The organism is Shewanella sp. 10N.286.52.E4 (assembly GCF_041468785.1).
In the GTDB taxonomy this organism is placed as follows: Bacteria; Pseudomonadota; Gammaproteobacteria; order Enterobacterales; family Shewanellaceae; genus Shewanella; species Shewanella electrodiphila.
Genome location: NZ_JBFRJJ010000018.1, coordinates 1 through 22,724, shown reverse-complemented (window position 1 = coordinate 22,724; position 22,724 = coordinate 1). Strand labels below are relative to the sequence as shown.

The 22,724-nt window shown below is 40.7% G+C and carries 20 protein-coding genes; 12 read left to right on the top strand and 8 right to left on the bottom strand.

Annotation, left to right across the window (positions count from 1 at the left end):
* Positions 1-295 precede the first annotated feature (295 nt).
* The 4 genes from phoU to AB4153_RS09490 all read right to left on the bottom strand — a co-directional run bounded on the left by phoU (position 296) and on the right by AB4153_RS09490 (position 5,889).
* Positions 296-1,006 (bottom strand): phosphate signaling complex protein PhoU, encoded by a 711-nt coding sequence (phoU, locus tag AB4153_RS09505; protein WP_102527083.1) that lies wholly within the window; start codon positions 1,004-1,006, stop codon positions 296-298.
* Positions 1,007-1,069: 63 nt separating this feature from the next.
* Complete coding sequence (gene pstB, locus AB4153_RS09500) at positions 1,070-1,888, bottom strand: phosphate ABC transporter ATP-binding protein PstB (protein WP_102527084.1); 819 nt, start codon at positions 1,886-1,888, stop codon at positions 1,070-1,072.
* Between the two features lie 28 nt (positions 1,889-1,916).
* On the bottom strand, positions 1,917-3,575 hold the full coding sequence (gene pstA, locus AB4153_RS09495; protein WP_102527085.1) for a phosphate ABC transporter permease PstA: 1,659 nt from the start codon (positions 3,573-3,575) through the stop codon (positions 1,917-1,919).
* 58 nt (positions 3,576-3,633) lie between these two features.
* Positions 3,634-5,889 carry an ABC transporter permease subunit gene (locus tag AB4153_RS09490; RefSeq protein ID WP_371997188.1) on the bottom strand — a complete coding sequence of 752 codons (2,256 nt, stop codon included), beginning with the start codon at positions 5,887-5,889 and terminating at the stop codon, positions 3,634-3,636.
* A 258-nt stretch (positions 5,890-6,147) separates the two neighbouring features.
* Between AB4153_RS09490 and AB4153_RS09485 the strand changes: the two genes are divergently transcribed.
* Complete coding sequence (locus AB4153_RS09485) at positions 6,148-6,654, top strand: glycine cleavage system protein R (protein WP_229369949.1); 507 nt, start codon at positions 6,148-6,150, stop codon at positions 6,652-6,654.
* A gap of 292 nt (positions 6,655-6,946) precedes the next feature.
* Entirely contained in the window at positions 6,947-7,765 is an 819-nt protein-coding gene (locus AB4153_RS09480; protein ID WP_371997186.1) for a DUF2797 domain-containing protein, read from the top strand.
* Positions 7,766-7,855: 90 nt separating this feature from the next.
* Here AB4153_RS09480 and AB4153_RS09475 read toward each other — a convergent pair whose 3' ends face one another.
* Entirely contained in the window at positions 7,856-8,434 is a 579-nt protein-coding gene (locus AB4153_RS09475; protein ID WP_371997185.1) for a DUF4136 domain-containing protein, read from the bottom strand.
* 319 nt (positions 8,435-8,753) lie between these two features.
* Between AB4153_RS09475 and AB4153_RS09470 the strand changes: the two genes are divergently transcribed.
* The 3 genes from AB4153_RS09470 to AB4153_RS09460 all read left to right on the top strand — a co-directional run bounded on the left by AB4153_RS09470 (position 8,754) and on the right by AB4153_RS09460 (position 11,277).
* Complete coding sequence (locus tag AB4153_RS09470) at positions 8,754-9,350, top strand: LysE family translocator (protein WP_102527090.1); 597 nt, start codon at positions 8,754-8,756, stop codon at positions 9,348-9,350.
* 51 nt (positions 9,351-9,401) lie between these two features.
* A complete protein-coding gene (locus tag AB4153_RS09465) occupies positions 9,402-9,953 on the top strand; it encodes a DUF1415 domain-containing protein (protein WP_371997184.1) in 552 nt (183 codons plus the stop codon).
* Between the two features lie 118 nt (positions 9,954-10,071).
* Complete coding sequence (locus AB4153_RS09460; protein WP_229369956.1) at positions 10,072-11,277, top strand: multidrug effflux MFS transporter; 1,206 nt, start codon at positions 10,072-10,074, stop codon at positions 11,275-11,277.
* 130 nt (positions 11,278-11,407) lie between these two features.
* Here the strand turns inward: AB4153_RS09460 and AB4153_RS09455 are convergent, their stop codons facing one another.
* Complete coding sequence (locus AB4153_RS09455) at positions 11,408-11,839, bottom strand: MarR family winged helix-turn-helix transcriptional regulator (protein WP_102527092.1); 432 nt, start codon at positions 11,837-11,839, stop codon at positions 11,408-11,410.
* Between the two features lie 98 nt (positions 11,840-11,937).
* Here AB4153_RS09455 and AB4153_RS09450 point away from each other — a divergent pair, with 98 nt between their 5' ends.
* The 3 genes from AB4153_RS09450 to AB4153_RS09440 are packed head-to-tail and all read left to right on the top strand — an operon-like array spanning position 11,938 to position 13,689.
* Positions 11,938-12,429, top strand: coding sequence for a DUF2798 domain-containing protein (locus AB4153_RS09450; protein ID WP_303517863.1), 492 nt, complete (start codon positions 11,938-11,940; stop codon positions 12,427-12,429).
* A gap of 42 nt (positions 12,430-12,471) precedes the next feature.
* Positions 12,472-12,783 carry a DUF3861 domain-containing protein gene (locus AB4153_RS09445; protein WP_102527094.1) on the top strand — a complete coding sequence of 104 codons (312 nt, stop codon included), beginning with the start codon at positions 12,472-12,474 and terminating at the stop codon, positions 12,781-12,783.
* Positions 12,784-12,834: 51 nt separating this feature from the next.
* Positions 12,835-13,689 carry an SDR family oxidoreductase gene (locus tag AB4153_RS09440; RefSeq protein ID WP_248955984.1) on the top strand — a complete coding sequence of 285 codons (855 nt, stop codon included), beginning with the start codon at positions 12,835-12,837 and terminating at the stop codon, positions 13,687-13,689.
* Positions 13,690-13,802: 113 nt separating this feature from the next.
* On the opposite strand, the gene focA is transcribed toward AB4153_RS09440, so the two are convergent.
* Positions 13,803-14,750 carry a formate transporter FocA gene (gene focA, locus AB4153_RS09435; protein WP_248955985.1) on the bottom strand — a complete coding sequence of 316 codons (948 nt, stop codon included), beginning with the start codon at positions 14,748-14,750 and terminating at the stop codon, positions 13,803-13,805.
* A gap of 637 nt (positions 14,751-15,387) precedes the next feature.
* On the opposite strand from focA, the gene pflB reads away from it, so the two are divergent.
* Positions 15,388-17,670, top strand: coding sequence for a formate C-acetyltransferase (gene pflB, locus AB4153_RS09430; RefSeq protein ID WP_102527097.1), 2,283 nt, complete (start codon positions 15,388-15,390; stop codon positions 17,668-17,670).
* 87 nt (positions 17,671-17,757) lie between these two features.
* Positions 17,758-18,492 carry a pyruvate formate lyase 1-activating protein gene (gene pflA / locus AB4153_RS09425; RefSeq protein ID WP_303517881.1) on the top strand — a complete coding sequence of 245 codons (735 nt, stop codon included), beginning with the start codon at positions 17,758-17,760 and terminating at the stop codon, positions 18,490-18,492.
* Positions 18,493-18,512: 20 nt separating this feature from the next.
* Here the strand turns inward: pflA and yfbV are convergent, their stop codons facing one another.
* Positions 18,513-18,956 carry a terminus macrodomain insulation protein YfbV gene (yfbV, locus tag AB4153_RS09420; protein ID WP_102527098.1) on the bottom strand — a complete coding sequence of 148 codons (444 nt, stop codon included), beginning with the start codon at positions 18,954-18,956 and terminating at the stop codon, positions 18,513-18,515.
* Positions 18,957-19,132: 176 nt separating this feature from the next.
* Here yfbV and ackA point away from each other — a divergent pair, with 176 nt between their 5' ends.
* Together ackA and pta are read left to right on the top strand one after the other, a co-directional pair.
* A complete protein-coding gene (gene ackA / locus AB4153_RS09415; RefSeq protein ID WP_229369965.1) occupies positions 19,133-20,332 on the top strand; it encodes an acetate kinase in 1,200 nt (399 codons plus the stop codon).
* A 64-nt stretch (positions 20,333-20,396) separates the two neighbouring features.
* Positions 20,397-22,541 carry a phosphate acetyltransferase gene (pta, locus tag AB4153_RS09410; protein WP_102527100.1) on the top strand — a complete coding sequence of 715 codons (2,145 nt, stop codon included), beginning with the start codon at positions 20,397-20,399 and terminating at the stop codon, positions 22,539-22,541.
* Positions 22,542-22,724: the final 183 nt, after the last annotated feature.

The window sequence follows — 22,724 nt, the reverse complement described above, 5'->3', positions numbered from 1 at the left end:
GTGATGTTAGTGACTTACAAAAAATAGTGCGACAAAGTGACTCAATTTTAATATTCAGACAAGGTCATTTTGTCCAACTCTAACTGTATTTTATTTTGCTTTGGGTATGTGCTTATTGCTTAAGATCTCTTATTTAAGGTTTACTGCAAATGTTTATTGCTGCTGTTTAGGGTTATTGATTAGGGCTTGTGTTTAGGGCTGTTGCTTAGTGCTTTTGTTTAGGTTTAGGTTTAGGCTTAACCGACAAAAAAGCCCCTAATTTTCATTAAGGGCTTTGAGATGCAAACCAATCAGTTTACATGTTTAAATCTTTTTCCATGTCTTCATAAGAAGTATGGCGAACATCCTTACCTTTCACGAAGAAGATAATGTACTCACAGATATTCTTACAGCGGTCACCGACACGTTCAACCGCACGAGCAGCCCAAAGTACGTCTAATACCGCTGGAATAGAGCGAGGATCTTCCATCATGTAAGTCATTAACTGACGGATAATGCCTTCATATTCTTTGTCTAGCTTAGCATCTTCTTTGTGCAGCTCAAGTGCATTGTCAGCATCCATACGCGCTAGCGCATCAAGTGTTGCATGGAGTGTGCGCGTTGCATGACGCCCCATGTTTTCAATGCTCACAAGTAATGGCTGTTGATTATTTAAACGCTTATCTAAAGCAGCCTTTGCAATACGTACACAAGCATCGCCAATACGTTCTAGATCAGTAATGGTTTTGCCAATCGTAATAATTAAACGTAAATCACTGGCAGCAGGTTGGCGCTTAGCAATAATACGGGTACATTCTTCATCAATAGACACTTCCATGCCATTGACTCTGTGATCGCCGTCAATCACCTTTTGCGCAAGCTCTGCGTCAAGTGATGCAAGTGCATCAAGTGACTCTTCAAGCTGACGCTCAACTAAACCGCCCATAGCTAAAACACGGTTACGGATATCTTCTAATTCAGCATTAAACTGACCAGAAATATGCTTATTTAAACTTTTGTTTTCCATTACTGTATCAACCTTTATTCTTTAAAATATTGACCGAAGTCTCGGCTATTAATGCCTGTACTTTTAGCCGTAACGACCCGTAATGTAATCTTCTGTCTTACGTTTTTTTGGCGTCGTAAAGATAGTATTGGTATCAGCGTACTCAATTAACTCGCCCATGTACATGAAGGCAGTTTGATCAGATACACGCGCAGCTTGTTGCATGTTGTGCGTAACGATAACCACTGTGTACTTTGATTTTAGCTCAGTAATTAGCTCTTCAATCGTTAATGTTGAAATTGGATCCAATGCTGATGTTGGTTCATCAAGTAACAAAACTTCTGGTTCAATAGCAATTGCACGGGCAATCACTAGACGTTGTTGCTGACCACCAGATAAACCAAAGGCGTTATCATGTAAACGGTCTTTCACTTCATCCCAAATTGCCGCGCCGCGCAGTGAACGTTCAGCTGCTTCGTCAAGTTCACGACGATTACTTACACCTTGTAAACGTAGCCCGTAAACCACATTTTCATAAATTGACTTAGGAAACGGGTTAGGACGCTGGAACACCATACCAACATTACGACGAAGCGCAGCAACGTCGACTTGCTTGTCATAAATATTTTGACCGTGAAGTAAAATCTCACCACTTGTATGACAGGTTTCAACTAAGTCATTCATACGGTTAATACAACGTAATAATGTTGACTTACCACAACCACTTGGGCCAATAAATGCTGTCACTTGGTTTTTCGGGATTTTCATGCTCACATCGAATAGAGCTTGTTTATCACCATAACGTAAATCTAAGTTACGAATTTCTAGCGCAGTATCCTGTGCAGGTAGGTTAGCTAAATCGACAACTTCAGATTTAATAGCGCTTTGATCAATAGAAATCATTTTTCTTTTTTCCTCAGGATATCGCTAATTAATGTTCTAGCGAACGGAATTTTTCACGTAAGTGATTACGTACACTAATAGCTGTTAAGTTAAGTGTCACAATCACAGATACTAATAAGAATGAAGTAGCGTAAACCAGTGGTCTAGCCGCTTCTACGTTAGGACTTTGGAAGCCAACGTCGTAAATATGGAAACCTAAATGCATAAACTTACGTTCTAAATGGATAAACGGGAAGTTCATATCTATCGGTAACGTCGGTGCAAGTTTTACCACACCCACTAACATCAATGGCGCGACTTCACCCGCTGCGCGAGCTACAGCCAAAATAAGGCCTGTCATAATCGCAGGACTTGCCATTGGAATAATAATGCGCCATAAGGTTTCAAACTTTGTCGCACCTAACGCTAAACTGCCTTGACGTACTGCACTTGGGATACGGCTTAAGCCTTCCTCAGTAGATACAATCACAACTGGCAATGTCAAAATAGCTAAGGTCAGTGCAGACCAAATCACACCTGGCGAACCAAATGTCGGTGCAGGTAATGCTTCAGGATAAAATAGCTGATCTAACGAGCCACCAAGCATATAAACAAAGAAGCCTAAACCAAACACACCGTATACGATAGATGGCACACCCGCTAAGTTAATCACCGCAATACGGATCATCTTAGTAATTGGGCCCTTTTTAGCATATTCATGTAAGTAAATCGCGGCAATCACACCAAATGGCGTCACAATCACAGCCATCAGCATCACCATGAACACGGTACCAAAGATAGCTGGGAATACCCCACCTTCAGTATTCGCTTCACGTGGGTCGTGGCTAACAAAGCGACCTATTCCCACAAACCAATGAACCACTTTATCAAAGCTGTTCATTCGGTTGACATAACTCACATCTAAGACTGAATCTAACTTCAAGGTAACTTCTTCACCGCGCATATCACGGATAATGACAGAATCTCTTGCTGCTTCATCACGCAATGCAAACAAGTCTTTTTCCATCACTAAGTAGTCTTGGTTTAACTGCTCAGCTTGTGCGTCTAAATCTGCTTTTAGTTCAGGGGTTAACTTGCCGTCTAACTCTAATCCACGCTCTTTTAAGCGAAGACGCTCTAGCGCATAGTTAACTGAACCAATTTCAGACTTTTGTAGTTTAAGCGCTTGCTCACCGATATCAACAGAACGTTCAATATGTTCTTCTAATGACGTTTCGATTTGCTCGCCATCAAGCGATAAACGTTGGCCATCTTCGATAACAGCAACAGGGTAACCATAAAAATTACCATTTTTAGTTCGCTCAAACATCGCTATATCTTCAGGCTTTTCACGACTAACAATGTCAGTTGCTAAAATCCAGCGGAAATCTAAGCCTACAAACTCACGGTTACCTGTTTTCACAAGGTAGCGAGTGACAAACTCACCCGGATGTTCATTAAACTTGTGACCCGCTGAGATTAAGCGTTCAGTGGGCACTTCTTCACGGTCGTAGATCTCGCCTATTAGTGTTGATTTAACTCCATTGTTATCTTCAAGTTGCCATTGATAAATGTCAGCAGGCCAGAAGTAACTTAAGCCACGCCAAGCAATCAATAACAACAAACCCAGTACTGCAATCAAACTGATACTTACTGCACCACCAGTCATCCATATCCATGGAGATCCTGATTTAACCCACTTACCCATTGCTCGAACCTCTCAAAGCGATTGGCGAAATATTAACTATTGTTTTCATCTTCATTCCTTAAAGTGAGCTGTAACGTTCACGTAGACGTTGACGTACCACTTCTGCAATGGTGTTAAAGACAAAGGTAAATACAAACAAAACGAATGCTGCAAGGAACAATACGCGGTAATGCGAACTACCAATGGCTGATTCAGGCATTTCGACAGCAATGTTCGCGGCTAAGGTACGCATACCCTCAAACACACTCCACTCGAGGATTGCTGTATTACCCGTTGCCATTAATACAATCATGGTTTCACCTACTGCTCGCCCTAACCCCATCATCACTGCAGAGAAAATACCAGGGCTTGCTGTTAATAAAACCACCCGTGTTAATGTCTGCCAGTTCGTTGCACCTAGTGCTAATGAACCATTTGATAGATGACGTGGCACTGAGAAAATCGCATCTTCAGCAATCGAGAAAATCGTTGGAATCACCGCAAAGCCCATCGCAATACCGACAACAAACGCGTTACGTTGGTCGAAAGTAATCCCTAGCTCATTAGTAATAAATTGACGGGTGTTACCATCAAATAAGGCGATTTCAATCACTGGGCTGATTTCAAATGAGAACCAACCTACAAACAAAATCACTGGGATCAACATGATCTCTTGATATGTTTCAGGTAAACGCTGCTTCCATTTAGCTGGTAACTTGCTCCAAGTAAATGCGCTGACCAAGATACTGGTTGGCAGTAATGTCAGTAACACTAATATGCCAGGTAAATGGTCTTCGATTAATGGGGCTAACCATAAACCCGCTAAGAAACCTAAAATTACTGTTGGCAATGCTTCCATAATTTCAATGGTAGGCTTAACAACACTACGCACTTTCGGTGCCATAAAGTAAGCCGTGTAAATCGCACCTGCGATAGCAATTGGCACAGCAAATAACATGGCATAAAAAGCCGCTTTCATGGTGCCGAATGCTAAAGGCATTAAGCTTAGTTTTGCTTCAAAATCATCAGAACCAGATGTTGACTGCCAAACGTACTGTGGCTCAGGGTAACCTTCATACCAAACTTTTTGCCACAATGCGCTCCATGACACTTCAGGATGGTCATTGTCGACAGCAAAAATATTCAGGCTGTTATTCGCTTCAACGATTAATGCATTTGAGCGAGGGCTGAAGGCCATTTCACCAGGTTGCGCAATATTGAATGTTTCAGTAAATAAGTTACGTTGACTGGTGGTATACAGTAGCGATAATTCGCCCTCTGCACTGACAACAGCAAAACTCTTACGATAAAATTCTGTGGCAATGGTTTGCACAGGCGAGTCAATTTCGAAGTCACGAATTTTCTGGTACAAACGACCGTTGCGGCTACTTACCTGAAAATACTGGCTAATTGTGCCATCTTCATAATTAACTAATACCGAGCTCGCACCCGCTAATAAACTGACGTTAGATACCTTATTGCTGCCATCTTTTACATCAATCACTTGCAGCAAACTTGGCGTATCAGTATCGCGGATGCTGTAGATAAATATTTTACCTGACGTCGGTAAGATCAATTGGCGATGGTCTGGCGTCATTAATGCAGTGAAAGCCTCTTTTGGTGCATCTTCAATCACCGCTAAATCTGAATACCATTCAATTTCTTCGGTCATCATGTTTTCTTCGCCCTCAAGGCGATTCAATTTCCATGCACCGTCATTATCTTGATACGCAAAGCCAATACGACTATCGATATAATCAAACACCAAATTGTTCAATGGTTGACCTTCGTCGACCATTATCGGTGTTTCACCAAGTGGATAACGTAAACGAGGCGTAATTGTGCGGACGTTGTCTGGATAAGTCACACCAAAATCAACACCTACAACCAATGCTTCCCCTGAGCTTAACCCCAGTGCAAAACGTTGTTCATTCGGTTTTGCTTTAGTACTACTTACCACGGTTGCACCCGCTGGTAGAGGAGGATTAAAACTTTGGATTAGTTGTTTACTTGCAACTGAATAAAAATCAACTTGTCCATCAATTGTCACGCGATAAGCGATTTCATTCTGCTCATCACTACCGACCATTAATGTTGCTACATCCGTATTTTGATAGCTAATGGTTGAAACAGGCTCAACATCTGCACCATCAAAAATAGGTTTGATAACATACAATAAGTAAAAGAAAATCAACAACAAAGCGACAAAAACCATGGTACCACCCACAGTTACTCCGACTTCAGCTGCCTTATCCGTAAATGCTCTTCGATTCGTACGTCTGCTGACAAGCAAACTTTTCGTCTCAGAACCAGGCTGACTTACCTGACTTTCCATTCAGAACCTCTATAATTAATCGTCAGCGAAATTTCGCTATGATTGTTTAATCCGCTGTGTTACTAAATAAATAGCTGTTTTATTTACCTAAACTGACTGTTTTTCATTCCCAAGCGAATCGCTGGTTTAAAAAGTTGCAGTTTAGCGAGCTTATATGACATTTTTTGGATGCCAATTTTAATTGGCTGAATTATATGACGTAAATATGACAGTAGTGTTACAGCAGATTTATTTGTTAATAATTTGGGAGTTTCAATTATGTTGCGTTATCTCGTTACCTTGCAAGCCCCTGATAGAAAAGGACTAGTTGAGCAAATAGCAAATGTTATAAGTCGTCACAATGGTAATTGGCTTGATTCAGAAATGCGTCATATAGATGGTATCTTTGCCGCTATATTACAGTTAGAAGTTTCTGCATTAAAATGGGACGCCTTGCTAGAAGCATTAGAGTGTATTGACGGACTTAATTGCACTTATTGTAAAACAGGCCATATAGCACAGCCAATCAAACGCTTAAGCTTTAATCTAGTTGCTTATGATCGCGAAGGCTTAGTACTTGAAATATCTAATAAAATAAACGCTCTTGGTATTAACATTGAGCAATTTAGCAGCCAACAGGAAACAGCAAGCCACAGCGGTATTGCCCTCTTCAGAGCAACGATGGGCCTAGGCTTATCTGATCCTAGCCAAGAAGAACAGTTAACAGAATCACTTTATGAACTGGGTGATGATGTTGTATTAGATAAACTGAGTAAAAGCGCATAAAGCTTGCATTATCTGATGCGCAATCACGACTAATATCCTGTTCAGCCATTCATCATCAAGCTATATCACCAGCGTATTGGCCAATGCATTCGCTGGTGTTATAAGCATGATTCCAACCGCTTTACCCTCTACTCACTTCTATACAACCTCGTCTATAGACAAACTTAAAGTTTCATATAAGTGTCATAAACATCAACTGCACTTAACGGCTTATTCAATCTAAAAAACCGTTTAAATATCCCTACAAGCATCTGTTAGACTAAGCTCAAATGATAAAAACAATGAGTAAATGATGTTAGGAACGCTATCAAAAATGCACACTCAGCTTGATGAGCAGAATGAAGTGCAATACCAACTGCCTGTGGGCGATGAAACCATTGACCTTAACCCTTTGATTGGTCAATCACTGACACTAACTCACACGGGCAATATCTTCTGTTGTAGTTGCGGTAAAAAAACCAAAAAAAGTTATTCACAAGGCCATTGCTACGTTTGCAAGTCTAAGCTTGCCAGCTGTGATTTATGCATCATGAAGCCTGAAACTTGCCACTTTGATAAGGGGACTTGCCGCGAACCTGAGTGGGCGCAAACTCACTGTTTTGTTCCTCATTATGTTTACCTATCAAATACGTCAGGGATCAAGGTTGGCATCACCCGCTACACTCAAATTCCAACGCGTTGGATTGATCAAGGCGCAACCCAGGGCTTACCTATCTTTAAAGTTTCCACTCGCCAACTCTCTGGTTTAGTGGAAGTTGAGTTAGCTAAACTGATCAACGATAAAACGAATTGGCAAGCCATGCTCAAAGGCAATAATGAGGATGTGGATCTCATCGAGATGGCGAATCAATTAATCCCAGTTATTGAAGAGCGCTTATTAGAAATTAAGCAACAGAACCCAGATTTTGTCATTGAACGTTTGGATAACTCAATTCAAGGAATTAAATTCCCAATCACTGAGTTCCCTAAAAAAGTGAAATCACATAACTTTGATAAAACACCAGAAGTCACTGGTATTTTGCAAGGAATTAAAGGCCAATACCTGATCTTTGATACTGGTGTCATTAACATTCGTAAGTTTGGTTCTTATGAAGTGGATGTTACTGTCTAGCACAAGTCAGTAGATGCTAAAAAGGCCGTTGATAACAATCAACGGCCTTTTTATTTTGTTGCATGAAACCAGATGATTTACCCGATAACATTACATAATATGATTCGGGATTGAATTAAGCATCATCGAAGTGAGTTTATCAAAACGTTGCTCTCTATCTTCAACCGGTCTATCGGTATCAGTAAAGCCTTGCGCTAGGACCTTCCACACTGGTTGAATACTATTGGGATTGAATAACGCCACCAGCACAGAGCCTTTTTCATAATCGTCATCAACGCCTTTGGTAGATAAGCCTGCCACTAATCCCGCGCGTTTCATAATTTCTTTATCACTGATTTCTGACTCTAATGCCATCCCAAAGCCCAATATAAGACTTGGAGACTGATCAGCCGCCACATAATGATAACCCTTAGCATTCATTATTTTAGTAATCGATTGACGCATATGTCTGACTAACTCAGCATCATCTATCTTATTTGCACTATGGACAGTAAACATCGTTGGATGCCAACTAAAGGTTTTAGCATGTTCTGAAATCATGCCTAAATCACCTGAAGTCACCATAGTAATGCGACTTGGGACAGGATCGATTATTGTTTCATTACTTGCACAACCGCTTATTAATACGGCAACTAAGCTTATCCATAAACACCATTGTTTATTTATCATTTATCCGTTAATCCTATAATCAGAAACTGGCAAGTACCGCACAGGCAAGCACAATCGGTATAAAGCGCGAACTCTCGCATCAAAATTAATTTAACATATGAACCCTAACCTAACCTGACTCAAATTTAATAACAACAAATCCGAATATTTAAAGTATATTTTAAACACTTGAGAACAAATATTAAAAACACTTCCAACCACTTCGCCACATTTGTAACTCAGCAAAATCGATATAAATGCACTTTTTGCTTGTTCACTATGGGATAACGGCTAAAATGCAGGCCTGATAAAAAATTTCCGATTAAGAAAAACTCAATTTATGGAACTCGTCATTACCATTGCATTATTTGCCTTTTCTGCAGGTATTACTCCTGGTCCAAACAACATAATGTTGATGACTTCAGGGGTCAATTTTGGTGTAAAAAGCAGTATTCCACACTTATTGGGCATTATTGTTGGTTTCCCGAGTATGGTACTTGCTATAGGACTTGGTCTTAGTGCTGTGTTTCAAGCTTACCCTGTCGCTCACCAAGTCATTAAAGTAGCCGGTATTATCTATTTACTGTATCTGTCTTGGTTAATTGCCAATAGCTCAAGTAATTTAGAAGGCAAGAAAACAGCCAAACCGTTTAACTTTTTTCAAGCTGCCGCGTTTCAATGGGTTAACCCAAAAGGTTGGATAATGGCCGTGGGCGCTATCGCGACATTTACTAACATTCAGCAGCCGTTGGCACCACAAATTATCACCATTGCAGTGGTGTTTTTCTTTGTCGCACTCCCTTGCGCGTCCATTTGGTTAAGTTTTGGGATTGGACTGAAAAAATTACTTAAAAATGCTCGTCAGCAACGCATCTTTAATATCAGCATGGCATTATTATTAGTGCTATCCATCATACCTATGGTGCTACCTAATTAACGCGTCGCCAAATTGTCATCAATATATCAAGAGTAACCAGCAGGAAGTCAGATGTCAGAATTAACCGAATACCACATTGAAACGGCAAACTGGGTCAATAAAGTGATCATGAAATATAATATTTGCCCGTTTGCCCGCCGCGAAGTCGAGCGCAACAGTATTCGTTATTTTTGCAGTGAGCAGACCAAAGTCAAACAAGTGATGAAAGACTTTCTCAGCGAGTGTCAGTTTTTAGACAACAATCCAGACGTTGAAACCACATTGTTTATCATGCCTCGTGGCTTTGAAGGGTTTTACAGTTATCTTGATATCGTTGACTTAGCTAATGACAAATTATTTGAACATGAATATGAAGGGGTTTATCAACTGGCAAGCTTTCACCCTGACTACTGTTTTGAAGGCGAACCACAAGATAGTGCAGCTAATTACACTAATCGCTCACCTTATCCAACAATTCATATTATTCGCGAAGCCAGTATGGAAGCAGCACTAGCAGAATATGATGAACCCGAAACCATTCCTGAGCGCAATATTGCTTTTGCTGAGCGAAAAGGCAGTGATTTTTTTACTGCCTTATTAAAACAATGTCAGGTCAATAAATAACAGACATAGGTAGCCGATATAGGTAGCTGATATAGTTGTAGATATAGATAACAAGGATAAACCTAAAGAGAATGAGTCAGGGTAAGTAATCGGTGCAGTTCAACTTAAGAGTATCAAATTGAAAAATCCACAATCGATACTGGGTCGAACCGGTATGCTATTTTTTCTCGTCATTATTAGCGCATTTCCGCCATTGACTATTGACTTGTATTTACCTGCTTTGCCCACCATGGTTGAGGCGTTAAACACTAATCAATCTATGGTCAACTTAACCCTGAGTAGTTATTTTGTCACCTATGCCACGGGTCTACTTTTTTGGGGACCACTAAGTGAAAAGTTCGGTAGAAAACCCATTTTACTCATCGGTATCTGTGGTTACATTCTTGCGAGTATTGGTTGTGCGCTTTCAGCTAATATTGAACAACTTATTGGTGTTAGAGTCTTACAGGCATTTGCAGCCAGTGCTGTCACTGTGGTTGCCACTGCCATTGTAAAAGACAGTTTTACTGGTCGTGAGCGCGAGAAAATCATGGCCACCATAATGTCTTTAGTGATCATCGCCCCCATGGTTGCGCCAGTGATTGGCGCTTTTTTGCTTCAAATAGCCTCATGGCGGATGATGTTCGTAGTGCTCGCCATATATGGCACATTTGCAGCAATATTAGCCCTGTGTTACCAGGAAACCTTAGAGAAAAAATATGTTGGCTCAGTGCTTCGCTCTTGGGGAAGACTGGCTGTGATAATTAAAAACCCGAGATTTGCCATTTTATTAGTGGTCTTTTCGATGACATCAATGGCATTGATGGGGTTTCTAGCAGCGGGTTCTTACATCTATATAAATGACTTTGGCCTCACTGAGCAGCAATTTAGCTATGCATTTGCCTTTAACGCTATGTGCGCCGCATTCGGGCCAATGATTTATATGCACTTGTCACGCTATATCACTGTAAAAAGAATCATTACCCTGTGCTTTATTTTACTTACTATCGCTGGTGTATTAACTCTCAGTATCGGTCATATGTCAGCATTAACTTTTGCGGTAATTGCGGCCCCTGCAACAGTGGCCATTATTACCATGAGAGTACCAGGTACTAACTTAATGCTAGAGCAACAAACTCAGGACACTGGCTCTGCAGTCGCCCTGATCCAATTCAGTAGCATGATGAGTGGTGCCTTGGGGATGGTTTTAGTCTCATTAAGCCAAGCATCTTTAATTAGCAACTTAGGCATAATCCAACTCAGTGTCGGTTTACTCGGTGCTACTTTATGGATAGTTATCAAGAACAAACCCTTCGTTACTGATAACTTAATAAATAAACATTAAACAAGTTTAGCCGATTTAGTGCTGATCACTTCATCGGTTAAATTCATCGATTAATTCTTGAGTTAACTCAAGAATTAGCTCAACGTTTATATCAAGATTTATATCAAAGTTTCATTGGTAATTGTTTGGCTTAAGGATTTGATGACAAATTTTCAGCCATTTTTGCAGCTATATTTTCGAACAACGCAAGCTCCTCTTCTGTAATTCCATTTGTCATTTGCTCATGTATTTTTTTATCTATTAGAGCAATATCCTCCATTATCAACTGGCTTTTTTCAGTTAAGCGTAAACATTGGCTGCGTTTATCTTCTGGATTAGGTTCTTTGACAATTAATTCTTGCGCTATTAATCCATTCAACAGTCGAGTGACTTGAGCTTTGTCACGATTTAAAAACTGCGCAATGTCTATTGCAGTACAGGGGATTTTTTTATTAATCACCTTAAGTACCCGCACATTCATCGGCGCCATATCTAGATTAAGTTTCTCAATATTATTATGTAATTGACGCTTTAAGCCATGTACCAATTGAAACAAGCTTTCTAAGGATTTTCGATCTTGCATAAATTAGCTCCGAATAAATTAGTTGACTTTATCAACTAAATCTTTATAGTTGACATTATCAACCATAATGATGATTTTTTCAAGGTAGGAGTTACACAATGAACAATCAAACATCCATAACGTCGACCCTCGTCGCTGAAACTAAAACCCCGGTCTCTGTAAAAGTTCTGACAGTGTTAGGCATGATGACACTAATGGGTGGCACAATAACGGGGGTCATGACCTATATTAATCTCGGATATAGCAGCAGTTTTTTCAATCAGTGGTTAAGTGCTTTTTTACTCGCGACGGTAACTGTCATGCCTGCTGGTTTTATATTGATGACAGCATTGACAAAATTTTCTGAAAAGTTTCTACCTAAATTGGATAAGAAGTTTCAAAACATACTGATAGGTATCGCCATGGCGCTGATAATGGAATCAGGTTTAGCGCTATCGACGACCATCAATAACATCGGGATGACTGACCTTAATCAATTATTTTCAACTTGGTTTAATACAGTCACTGCCGCCCTACCATTTGCAGTAGCAATGATGCTGCTCGTGTCACTCACCATAAAACCTAAGGTCGAAGCTTTATTGAAAAGCTAAACAACCGTTACTTCATTGTCATATCAACATAAGGAATTCCCCATGAGTTCAATTATCCGCAAAAATCATCAATACCGTATTACCATTGAAGAAATCAACCTACCAGCACAACAAACTGGTCAGCAATTGGATTTTGAATTACAAGATAGAGAAGACTTGTTTAATGTCGTTAAAAACTTGCAAAAAGGAAGCGGCCTCGAAACATCGCTGGCGACCAAAGTTGCTGTTTCACTGCGTTTACTCGGACCTATAATGATGGAAAATAGAAAGCATCCATTATTTGTCGATTTTATGCCGCATTTTAAAGCTTTTATGCATAACCTTAAAAGCACAGTAAAAAGCGCCATCAAATAATCAAGCCAGACGTTACCGAAACACTCAACTTATATCTTTAGGAGCCAATCTATGAACATCGCTATTACTGCAGCAAGCGGACAATTAGGCAGCGCAATTGTTAACGCACTTTTAGATATCAATCCTAAAGAAAACATCATTGCTTTAGCGCGAACTCCTGAGAATGCTAAAGCCTTAGGTGTTGAAGTGCGTTCTGGAGATTACAATAACTCGGCGCAATTAGCCCAATCACTACAAACTGTAGACGTATTACTATTGGTATCAGGGATGGATGCACCAGATAAGCGAATACAGCAGCACCGTAATGTCATTCATGCTGCAAAAACAGCAGGCGTAAAAAAGATTGTGTACACCAGTGTTCAAGGTGCTGAAGAAAATACTGCTTTCTCACCTGTGATACAAAGTAACCGTCAGACAGAGCAAGACATTCGTGAAAGCGGTGTAGACTGGGTCATTGGCCGCAATGGGATCTATATTGAACCCGATATTGAATATATAGACAGCTACAAAAAATCAGGTGTGATTGCCAATTGCGCTAATAACGGAAAATGCGGTTACACCACTCGCAGCGAACTTGCCTACGCCTATGCCCGAATGCTTACCGAGAGTAAACACAATGGGCAAACATATAATCTCCATGGTGAATCAATGACTCAATACCAACTGGCTGATTATATGAATCTAGCCTTTGGCACCTCATTGATTTACACCCCAATGACGGTTGAAGAATATCAGCAAGATAGAGTGGCAGAGTTGGGTGACTTTATTGGGACTGTTATTGCGGGGATTTATCAAGGTATTCTTGAAGGTAAAGCAGATAATCCAAGTCATTTTAATCTAGCTGCAGGCAGAGCGCACATCGGCTGGGATAAATACTTTACCGACTTGAAGCAAAGTTTGGCTTAATTCAGCGTGCTATACAGAGTACTGATTGAACCAATAAAAAACGCCCTGCAATTGCAGGGCGTTATAATCAATGGAAGTTTTTTATTTACGAATGCTGAATAATTTCATAAAGCTTACTTCTTTCTTGCTTCTTGCTCACCCACTAAAGAAGCATTGCTAGCCCCTTCTGAGCCAATAACGAGTTTATCTTGCTGGACTAACCAAAAACCTAAGCCAACAAATACACCGCCACCGACAATATTGCCCAAAGTAACAGGAATGAGATTATTAAATACAAAGTTTACCAAGGTTAAATCGGCATACTGCTGTGGGTTAATATTTAACCCAAGATAAAAGCTCTCAGGTGCAAAAGCGTGAATCGCGACACCTAAGGGAACCATAAACATATTAGCAATACTATGCTCAAAACCACTACTGACAAACATAGCTACCGGTAGAATCATCAAAAAAGATTTAGTTAACAGATCTTTAGTGGCAAATGTCATCCACACAGCTAAACACACGAGCATGTTGCATAAAATCCCCAAAGTGAATGCTTGTAGCCAAGTATGATGAATTTTATGTTGGGCAATATTCAAAGCGTTTACCCCCCATTGTCCACCATTGAGCTCAAACATCCGCGACATCATAATCAACAACACCATAATCAATGCGCCAACTAAGTTCCCCGCGTATACACGTGCCCAGCACTGCAACTGCGTCGACGTTTTAATTTGTTTTTGTGCCCAAGGTATAGAGGTTAATACCGTACTGGTAAATAGCTCCGCACCGCATACCACAACAAGAATAAGACCTAAACTAAACGCAATACCGCCGATGAAACGCGTCATACCCCAACCACCGGTACTGCCCGTGGTCACAGTGACATAAAATACAAATGCAATTGCAATAAAGGCACCGGCAAATATCGACAAAATAAACGACTGCCAAGGACTTTTAGCCACCTTTGCTAAACCAAACTTTTCAGCTTGTTCATAAGTTGTTGGCGCTGGCGACTTATTTGTTAACTCGGTCGTTGAATTCGCCGAACTCTGGCGCTCTTCACCGGTTAATTTCTGCATATAAACCTCAAAACTTTTAACACTAAAATAGGATTAACAAAGTAAATCGCTTGTGCTATTTACCTAAACAAACTTGCGCTACAGACTTGAACTGAATCACTGCTTTATAACGTCATTTATAAATCATACAAATAAATTGGTAATACCAAGGTTTTTCATACGAACTTGGCTAAACACTTTCATATATTTGCTAAGTTTTCGCTAATAAATGATCAGCTTATCTAAAAGATGCTATAAAACAGTATAGCAAAGCTATATAGCGATAAGAAGGCAACACAAAGCTAGCTAACAATAAGCTGCAAGAGTAGTGACTAATGAGTGATTAAAAAACTTTTTGCGCAAAAAGTGTTAGCCAGATAACATTTTTGCCCATATCTTATTCGATTTTGATTTAATTAAGTGAAGTTGCATAAAACCTATGCTAATATTCTTTAGGTAAATTGGTCTTACCAATTTACATTTGATGAATTATTCGCTTCTACAGTAACGATTTTATTGTAAAAGCTAACAGATTAGATGCCCTATCAATTATCCATTTATAGGGGTCTCAATTTTTTGATATGCCAATTGGTTGTAACAGTTATCCACTACCATCATATGGCACATCAGCAGTCAATTAACGAGAAGGTAAATTACCATGACCGATAAAACAGAATTATTTGCAAACGCTTGGCAAGGTTTTGAAGCTGGCGATTGGAAAACTGAAGTTAATGTTCGTGACTTTATTCAGAAAAACTACACACCTTATGAAGGTGATGAGTCTTTCCTAGCAGGTGCTACTCAAGCTACTGAAACACTTTGGGAAAAAGTGATGGTCGGTATCAAGCAAGAGAACAGCACTCACGCTCCTGTTGATTTCGACACTAAAATGGTTTCAACCATTACTTCTCATGATGCTGGTTACATCAACAAAGATTTAGAGACTATCGTTGGTTTACAAACTGACGCGCCGCTTAAGCGTGCAATGCTACCTAATGGTGGTATTCGTATGGTTGAAGGGTCTTGTAAAGCATACGACCGCGTATTAGACGAAGATGTTAAGTACACTTACTCTGAATTACGTAAAACCCATAACCAAGGTGTATTCGATGTTTATACCCCTGAAATTATGGCATGTCGTAAATCAGGTATCTTAACGGGTTTACCTGATGCATACGGCCGTGGTCGTATCATTGGTGATTACCGTCGTATCGCGCTTTACGGTATCGATTACCTAATGCAAGATAAATTCGCTCAGTTCTCTTCTCTGCAAGCAGGTTTTGAAGCTGGCGAAGATTTATCAAGCACTATGCAACTACGTGAAGAAATTGCTGAGCAACATCGTTCATTAGGTCAAATGAAGAAAATGGCAGCAAAATATGGCTGTGATATTTCTTTACCGGCAACGAATGCTAAAGAAGCAATTCAGTGGACTTACTTCGGTTACCTTGCTGCAGTTAAAAGCCAAAATGGCGCGGCAATGTCATTAGGCCGTACTTCATCATTCCTTGATATCTTCATCGAACGTGACATCGCTAACGGCGTTATTACGGAAGAACAAGCGCAAGAAATGGTTGACCATTTCGTGATGAAATTACGTATGGTTCGTTTCCTACGTACTCCTGAATACGATGAGTTATTCTCTGGCGACCCAATCTGGGCAACTGAATCAGTTGCAGGTATGGGTTTAGATGGCCGAACTTTAGTGACTAAGAACAGCTTCCGTTTCTTACACACTTTATACAACATGGGCCCAAGCCCTGAGCCAAACATTACTGTTTTATGGTCGAATGCTTTACCACAGGGCTTTAAAAACTTCTGTGCCAAAGTGTCTATCGATACAAGCTCAATCCAGTACGAAAACGATGACTTAATGCGTCCAGATTTCGAATCAGACGATTACGCAATCGCTTGTTGTGTCAGCCCTATGATTGTAGGTAAACACATGCAGTTCTTCGGTGCTCGCGCTAACTTAGCGAAAACCATGCTTTACGCTATCAATGGTGGCGTAGATGAAAAAATGAAGACGCAAATTGCACCCGTTGCTGACAAAATCACTTCAGAAGTATTGGAGTTTGATGATGTGATGGGTCGTTTAGACGGCTTAATGGATTGGTTAGCGACACAATATGTGACAGCACTTAATTCTATCCATTACATGCATGACAAGTATTCTTATGAAGCAGCGTTAATGGCACTTCATGATCGTGATGTTCGTCGTACTATGGCATGTGGTATCGCTGGTCTGTCAATTGCTGCCGATTCATTATCTGCAATCAAATACGGTACGGTTAAGCCAATCCGTGATGAAGACGGTATTGCAATCGACTTTGATATTTCAGGTGACTACCCGAAATTTGGTAACAATGACCCACGCGTAGATGACATTGCTTGTGACTTAGTTGAGCGTTTCATGGCTAAGATCCGTAACAAGAAAATGTACCGCAATGCGATTCCAACACAGTCAATCTTAACCATCACTTCTAACGTTGTTTATGGTAAGAAAACAGGTACAACACCTGATGGTCGTCCAGCTGGTGCACCATTTGCTCCAGGTGCAAACCCAATGCATGGCCGTGACGAAAACGGTGCTATCGCTTCACTGACTTCAGTAGCGAAACTACCATTTGCTCACGCTCAAGATGGTATTTCATACACTTTCTCTATTGTGCCAAATGCGTTAGGTAAAGATGAGACTGGACGTCGTTCTAACCTTGCATCACTAATGGATGGTTACTTCATGAGTAACGCTAACAGCGAAGGTGGTCAGCACTTGAACGTTAACGTTATGAACCGTGAAATGCTTGAAGATGCGATTGTGAACCCTGAAAAGTACCCACAATTAACCATTCGAGTCTCAGGTTACGCTGTACGTTTCAACGCGCTAACACCTGAACAGCAACAAGATGTAATTACTCGTACTTTCACTAAAGGCTTGTAATACTTCTTAAAATTGGTTGTACTAATATACCGTTATGTTCATCCATAACATTTAGTACAACCATTTTTTTTTTGCTTGTTTGGAGACATCATGACCACAGGTCGTATCCACTCTATTGAATCTTTTGGCACCGTTGATGGTCCTGGTATCCGCTATGTCGCGTTTATGCAGGGATGTTTAATGAAATGCCAATACTGCCATAATCGCGACACTTGGGATTTAGACGGCGGTAAGGAAGTCACTGTTGATGAGCTCATGGGGCAAATCATCAGTTACAAACCTTTTCTACAATCTGGTGGCGTCACAGCAACAGGTGGAGAAGCCATTCTCCAAGCTGAATTTGTGACAGAACTTTTCAAAGCCTGCAAAGAAAATGATCTCCATACTTGCCTTGATACTAATGGTTTTGTACGTAAATACACTCCGGTGATTGACGAGTTACTCGATAATACCGATTTAGTGTTACTGGACATTAAACAAATGGATGATGCCAAGCACATCGATTTAACCAAGGTCAGTAATCAGCGCACGTTGCAATTCGCAGAATATTTAGCCAAACGTAACCAAAAGACCTGGGTAAGATATGTCGTTGTAGATGGCTTTACTGAAGATCTCGTTTCTGCGAAAGCATTGGCCGACTTTATTGAACCAATGAAGAATGTTGAAAAGGTAGAGTTACTGCCATACCACCAACTCGGCACCCACAAATGGGAAGCATTTGGTGAGACTTACTCATTAACTGATACCAAACCACCTAGTAAAGAAACCATGGAAGCCATAAAGGCTGTATTCACTGAGCGCGGTATAAAAGCTGACTATTGATAAATTAACCGAAACAGCGATTAAAGCTGTTCCCAGTAACTTTTATCTAAACGTTCAAACGCCGTTTTTAAAATAAGCGCCATATCTAAATAACACGCTTTAGCCCCTAAAGGTTGGCAAGTTATGCCCATGGAACTCATTTTGGTGGTTAATTGGTTGGTCCAATCAAACAGTGTTATTGGTAATGGGTGTTTAGCTCGTAAACCTAACCATAACAAGCCTTGAATAGGCAAACTGATAAAGAATAACAGTATCGCAATCGCCTGAGGCAGAAACGCCCAGCCATTGACATACACTTGGCTAATTGCAGCCAAGATAGCGAAAAATGGCATCAACATAATGCCAAGATGGGTTGCCCTAACAACGCGGTATTCAGGGAAATAAAACCCAAGTTGTCGAACCATAGGCCAAGCTTTCATATAACGACGGCCGTCACCTATGATTTTGAACACTTTTACGCTCAACGTTACGCCCTATAAGATTTGAAATATATATGCACCATAGCACACAGCGATAATTAGCCCCAAATTTACGGTAAATTTATCGGTTGTTTAGTCATTAATTAACTATGATTGATAGTTGAAATAACACATTTCACGTCAATTTAAATTTTGCACGACTCAGACGAAAAGGTCTCAACATGTCACAAAAACTCGTACTAGTACTCAACTGCGGTAGCTCATCTTTAAAATTCGCTGTAATTGATGCTGTTTCAGGTGATGATCACATATCAGGACTTGCTGAATGCTTCGGTTTAGAAGATTCACGCATCAAATGGAAAGTTAACGGCGCAAAAAATGAAGCCAAACTTGGCGCATTTACCGCTCACCGTGAAGCTGTTGAATACATAGTTAACAATATTCTTGCTGACCAGCCAGAATTAGCGGCTCAAATTGAAGCAATCGGTCACCGTATCGTTCACGGTGGCGAGAAGTACTCTCGTTCTGTGATCATTAACGAAGATGTCATTACTGGTATTGAAGATTGTGCTTCATTAGCACCGCTTCATAACCCTGCGCATTTAATCGGTATTCGTGCTGCAATGGCTTCGTTCCCGGCTCTGCCGCAGGTCGCCGTGTTTGATACTGCATTCCACCAAACCATGCCTGAACATGCATACATTTATGCATTGCCATATAAGTTATACCGTGAACATGGTATTCGTCGCTACGGTATGCACGGTACAAGCCATTTATTTGTTAGCCGTGAAGCGGCTAAAGTACTTAACCAAGACACAGCTGATACTAATGTAATTGTTGCCCATTTAGGTAATGGCGCTTCTGTTACTGCAGTTAAAGGCGGTAAGAGTGTTGATACTTCTATGGGATTAACCCCACTAGAAGGTTTGGTTATGGGCACACGTTGTGGTGACATGGACCCTTCAATTATCTATCACTTAGTTAACCAACTCGGTTACACCATTGATGAAGTGAACAACCTATTAAACAAACAAAGTGGTTTGTTAGGTATATCTGAACTGACTAATGATTGTCGCGGCATTGAAGACGGCTATAAGGATGGTCATAAAGGCGCAACCTTAGCATTAGAAATCTTCTGCTACCGTTTAGCGAAATACATTGCTTCTTACACTGTGCCTTTAGGACGTTTAGATGCAGTGGTATTTACTGGTGGTATCGGTGAAAACTCTGACATTATTCGTGCAAAAGTATTAGAAATGCTAGCTATCTTTAACTTCAACGTGAACGAAGAGAAAAACCTAGCAGCACGTTTCGGTAAAGACGGCATTATTACAGAAGAAGGCAGCACAGTCGCGATGGTTATCCCAACTAATGAAGAGTGGGTTATCGCGGAAGATGCAATTAAGTTAATCAAAGCTTAATCACCATTGCCCAAACGTAAAGCCTGCAAAGCGGGCTTTACTTACGCTATTTATAGAGGTCTCTATGTCTCGTAATATTATGTTAATCCCAATTGGTACTGGTGTAGGTTTAACCTCACTAAGTCTTGGGATGGTGCGCGCGCTTGAACGCAAAGGTGTTAAAGTTCAGTTCTTCAAACCAATTGCACAAATTCGCAATGGTGATAACGGCCCAGAACGTTCAACGACTATTTTAAGCCATTCGCCGACTGTTAACCCGCTTGAGCCATTTTCAATGGAACATGCTGAGAACTTAATTCGTTCTGAGCAAATCGACGTATTAATGGAGCAAATTATTGCTCGTGCAAGCGAATGTGCAGCGAATACTGAAACGATTGTGATTGAAGGTTTAGTACCTACTCGCACTCACCCTTTCTCTGACGATATCAATTTTGAAATAGCTAAAGCACTTGATGCCGATGTGATTTTCATTGCCACACCAGGTAACGACTCTCCTAACGGGCTAATGAACCGATTAGAAATCGCTTACAATTCATGGGGTGGTCACAAAAACAAACGTCTTATTGGTTCAATTATCAATAAGATTGGTGCACCAGTCGATGATGAAGGTCGTGCTCGCCCAGATCTATCAGAAGTATTTGATCATGCTGAAGCATCAACTAACGATACGTCTGCAATGTTCCAGCTTCCAGGTAAAAGCCCACTGCGTATTCTAGGCAGTGTGCCATATAACCTCGATTTAGTGTCACCTCGCGCATCTGATTTAGCCAAACATTTAAATGCTAAAATCATTAACGCTGGTGAAATGAATACTCGTCGTCTGCGTAAAGTGACCTTCTGTGCTCGTAGTATTCCAAACATGGTCACGCACATTCGAACAAACTCTTTACTGGTTACCTCTGGTGATCGTTCTGATGTTATTGTGTCAGCTTGTCTTGCTGCAATGAATGGCGTGAAAATTGGCGCACTTTTATTAACCGGTGGTTACGAGCCTGAGCCTGAAATCATGGCCTTATGTGAACGCGCTTTTGAAACAGGTTTACCTGTATTCTTAATCGACAGTAACACTTGGCAAACCTCGCTTAATATTCAACGTTTTGATCATGAAGTACCTGTTGATGATGCTGTTCGCATTGATAGCGTTCAAGAATATGTCGCAAGTCATATTGACCAAAGCTGGATTGAAAGCGTGACTCAAAACTCACCACGCGAGCACCGTTTATCACCACCAGCATTTAGATATAAGTTAACTGAGCTTGCTCGCGCAGCAAAGAAAACCATTGTATTGCCTGAAGGTGAAGAACCTAGAACCATTAAAGCTGCATCTATTTGTGCTGAACGTGGCATTGCCCGTTGTGTACTGTTAGGTAACGTTGAAGAAATTTTACGTATCGCTTCATCTCAAGATGTCGTGTTAGGTGAAGGCGTACAAATTATCGATCCTCTAGAGGCTCGAGGTCGTTACGTTGAAGGTATGTTGGAGTTACGTCGCCACAAAGGGCTAACTGAAGTTGTTGCTAAAGAGCAATTAGAAGACAACATGGTACTAGGTACTATGATGCTTGCTCAAGACGAAGTTGATGGCATTGTCTCTGGCGCGGTAAACACCACGGCCAACACGATTCGTCCACCACTACAACTGATTAAAACCGCACCTGGTTCAAGCTTAGTATCATCAATTTTCTTCATGCTAATGCCTGATCAAGTTTTGGTTTACGGCGACTGTGCAATTAACCCAGATCCAAACCCAGATCAACTAGCCGATATTGCGATTCAATCAGCAGAATCTGCAGCGGCATTTGGTATTGAACCACGTGTTGCTATGATCAGTTACTCAACGGGTACTTCTGGTACGGGTTCTGATGTTGATAAAGTACGTGAAGCCACTCGAATCGCGAAAGAGAAGCGCCCTGACTTAATCATCGACGGCCCTTTGCAATACGATGCAGCTGTAATGGAGAATGTCGCTCGCTCTAAAGCACCAGACAGTCCTGTAGCAGGTAAAGCCACAGTATTTGTATTCCCAGACTTAAACACGGGTAACACAACTTACAAAGCGGTTCAGCGTAGTGCAGATCTCATCAGTATTGGCCCAATGCTGCAAGGTATGCGCAAGCCAGTAAACGATTTATCACGTGGCGCTTTAGTCGATGATATCGTTTATACGATTGCATTGACGGCTATTCAAGCCGCTCAAAATGAGCAATAAAAGCTAGTTAACTACCCAACGCCATAAAATGGAAGCCTGGGAAGACAAAAAAGCACTCTCGTTAACACGTGAGTGCTTTTTTATTGTCTTTGATTCAAGCTGATTATAAAGAAGCTAAACCTAACAAGTTAAAGGCCAAAAACGAGAGTTAACAACTAGAGACTAGAGATTAGAGATTAGAGA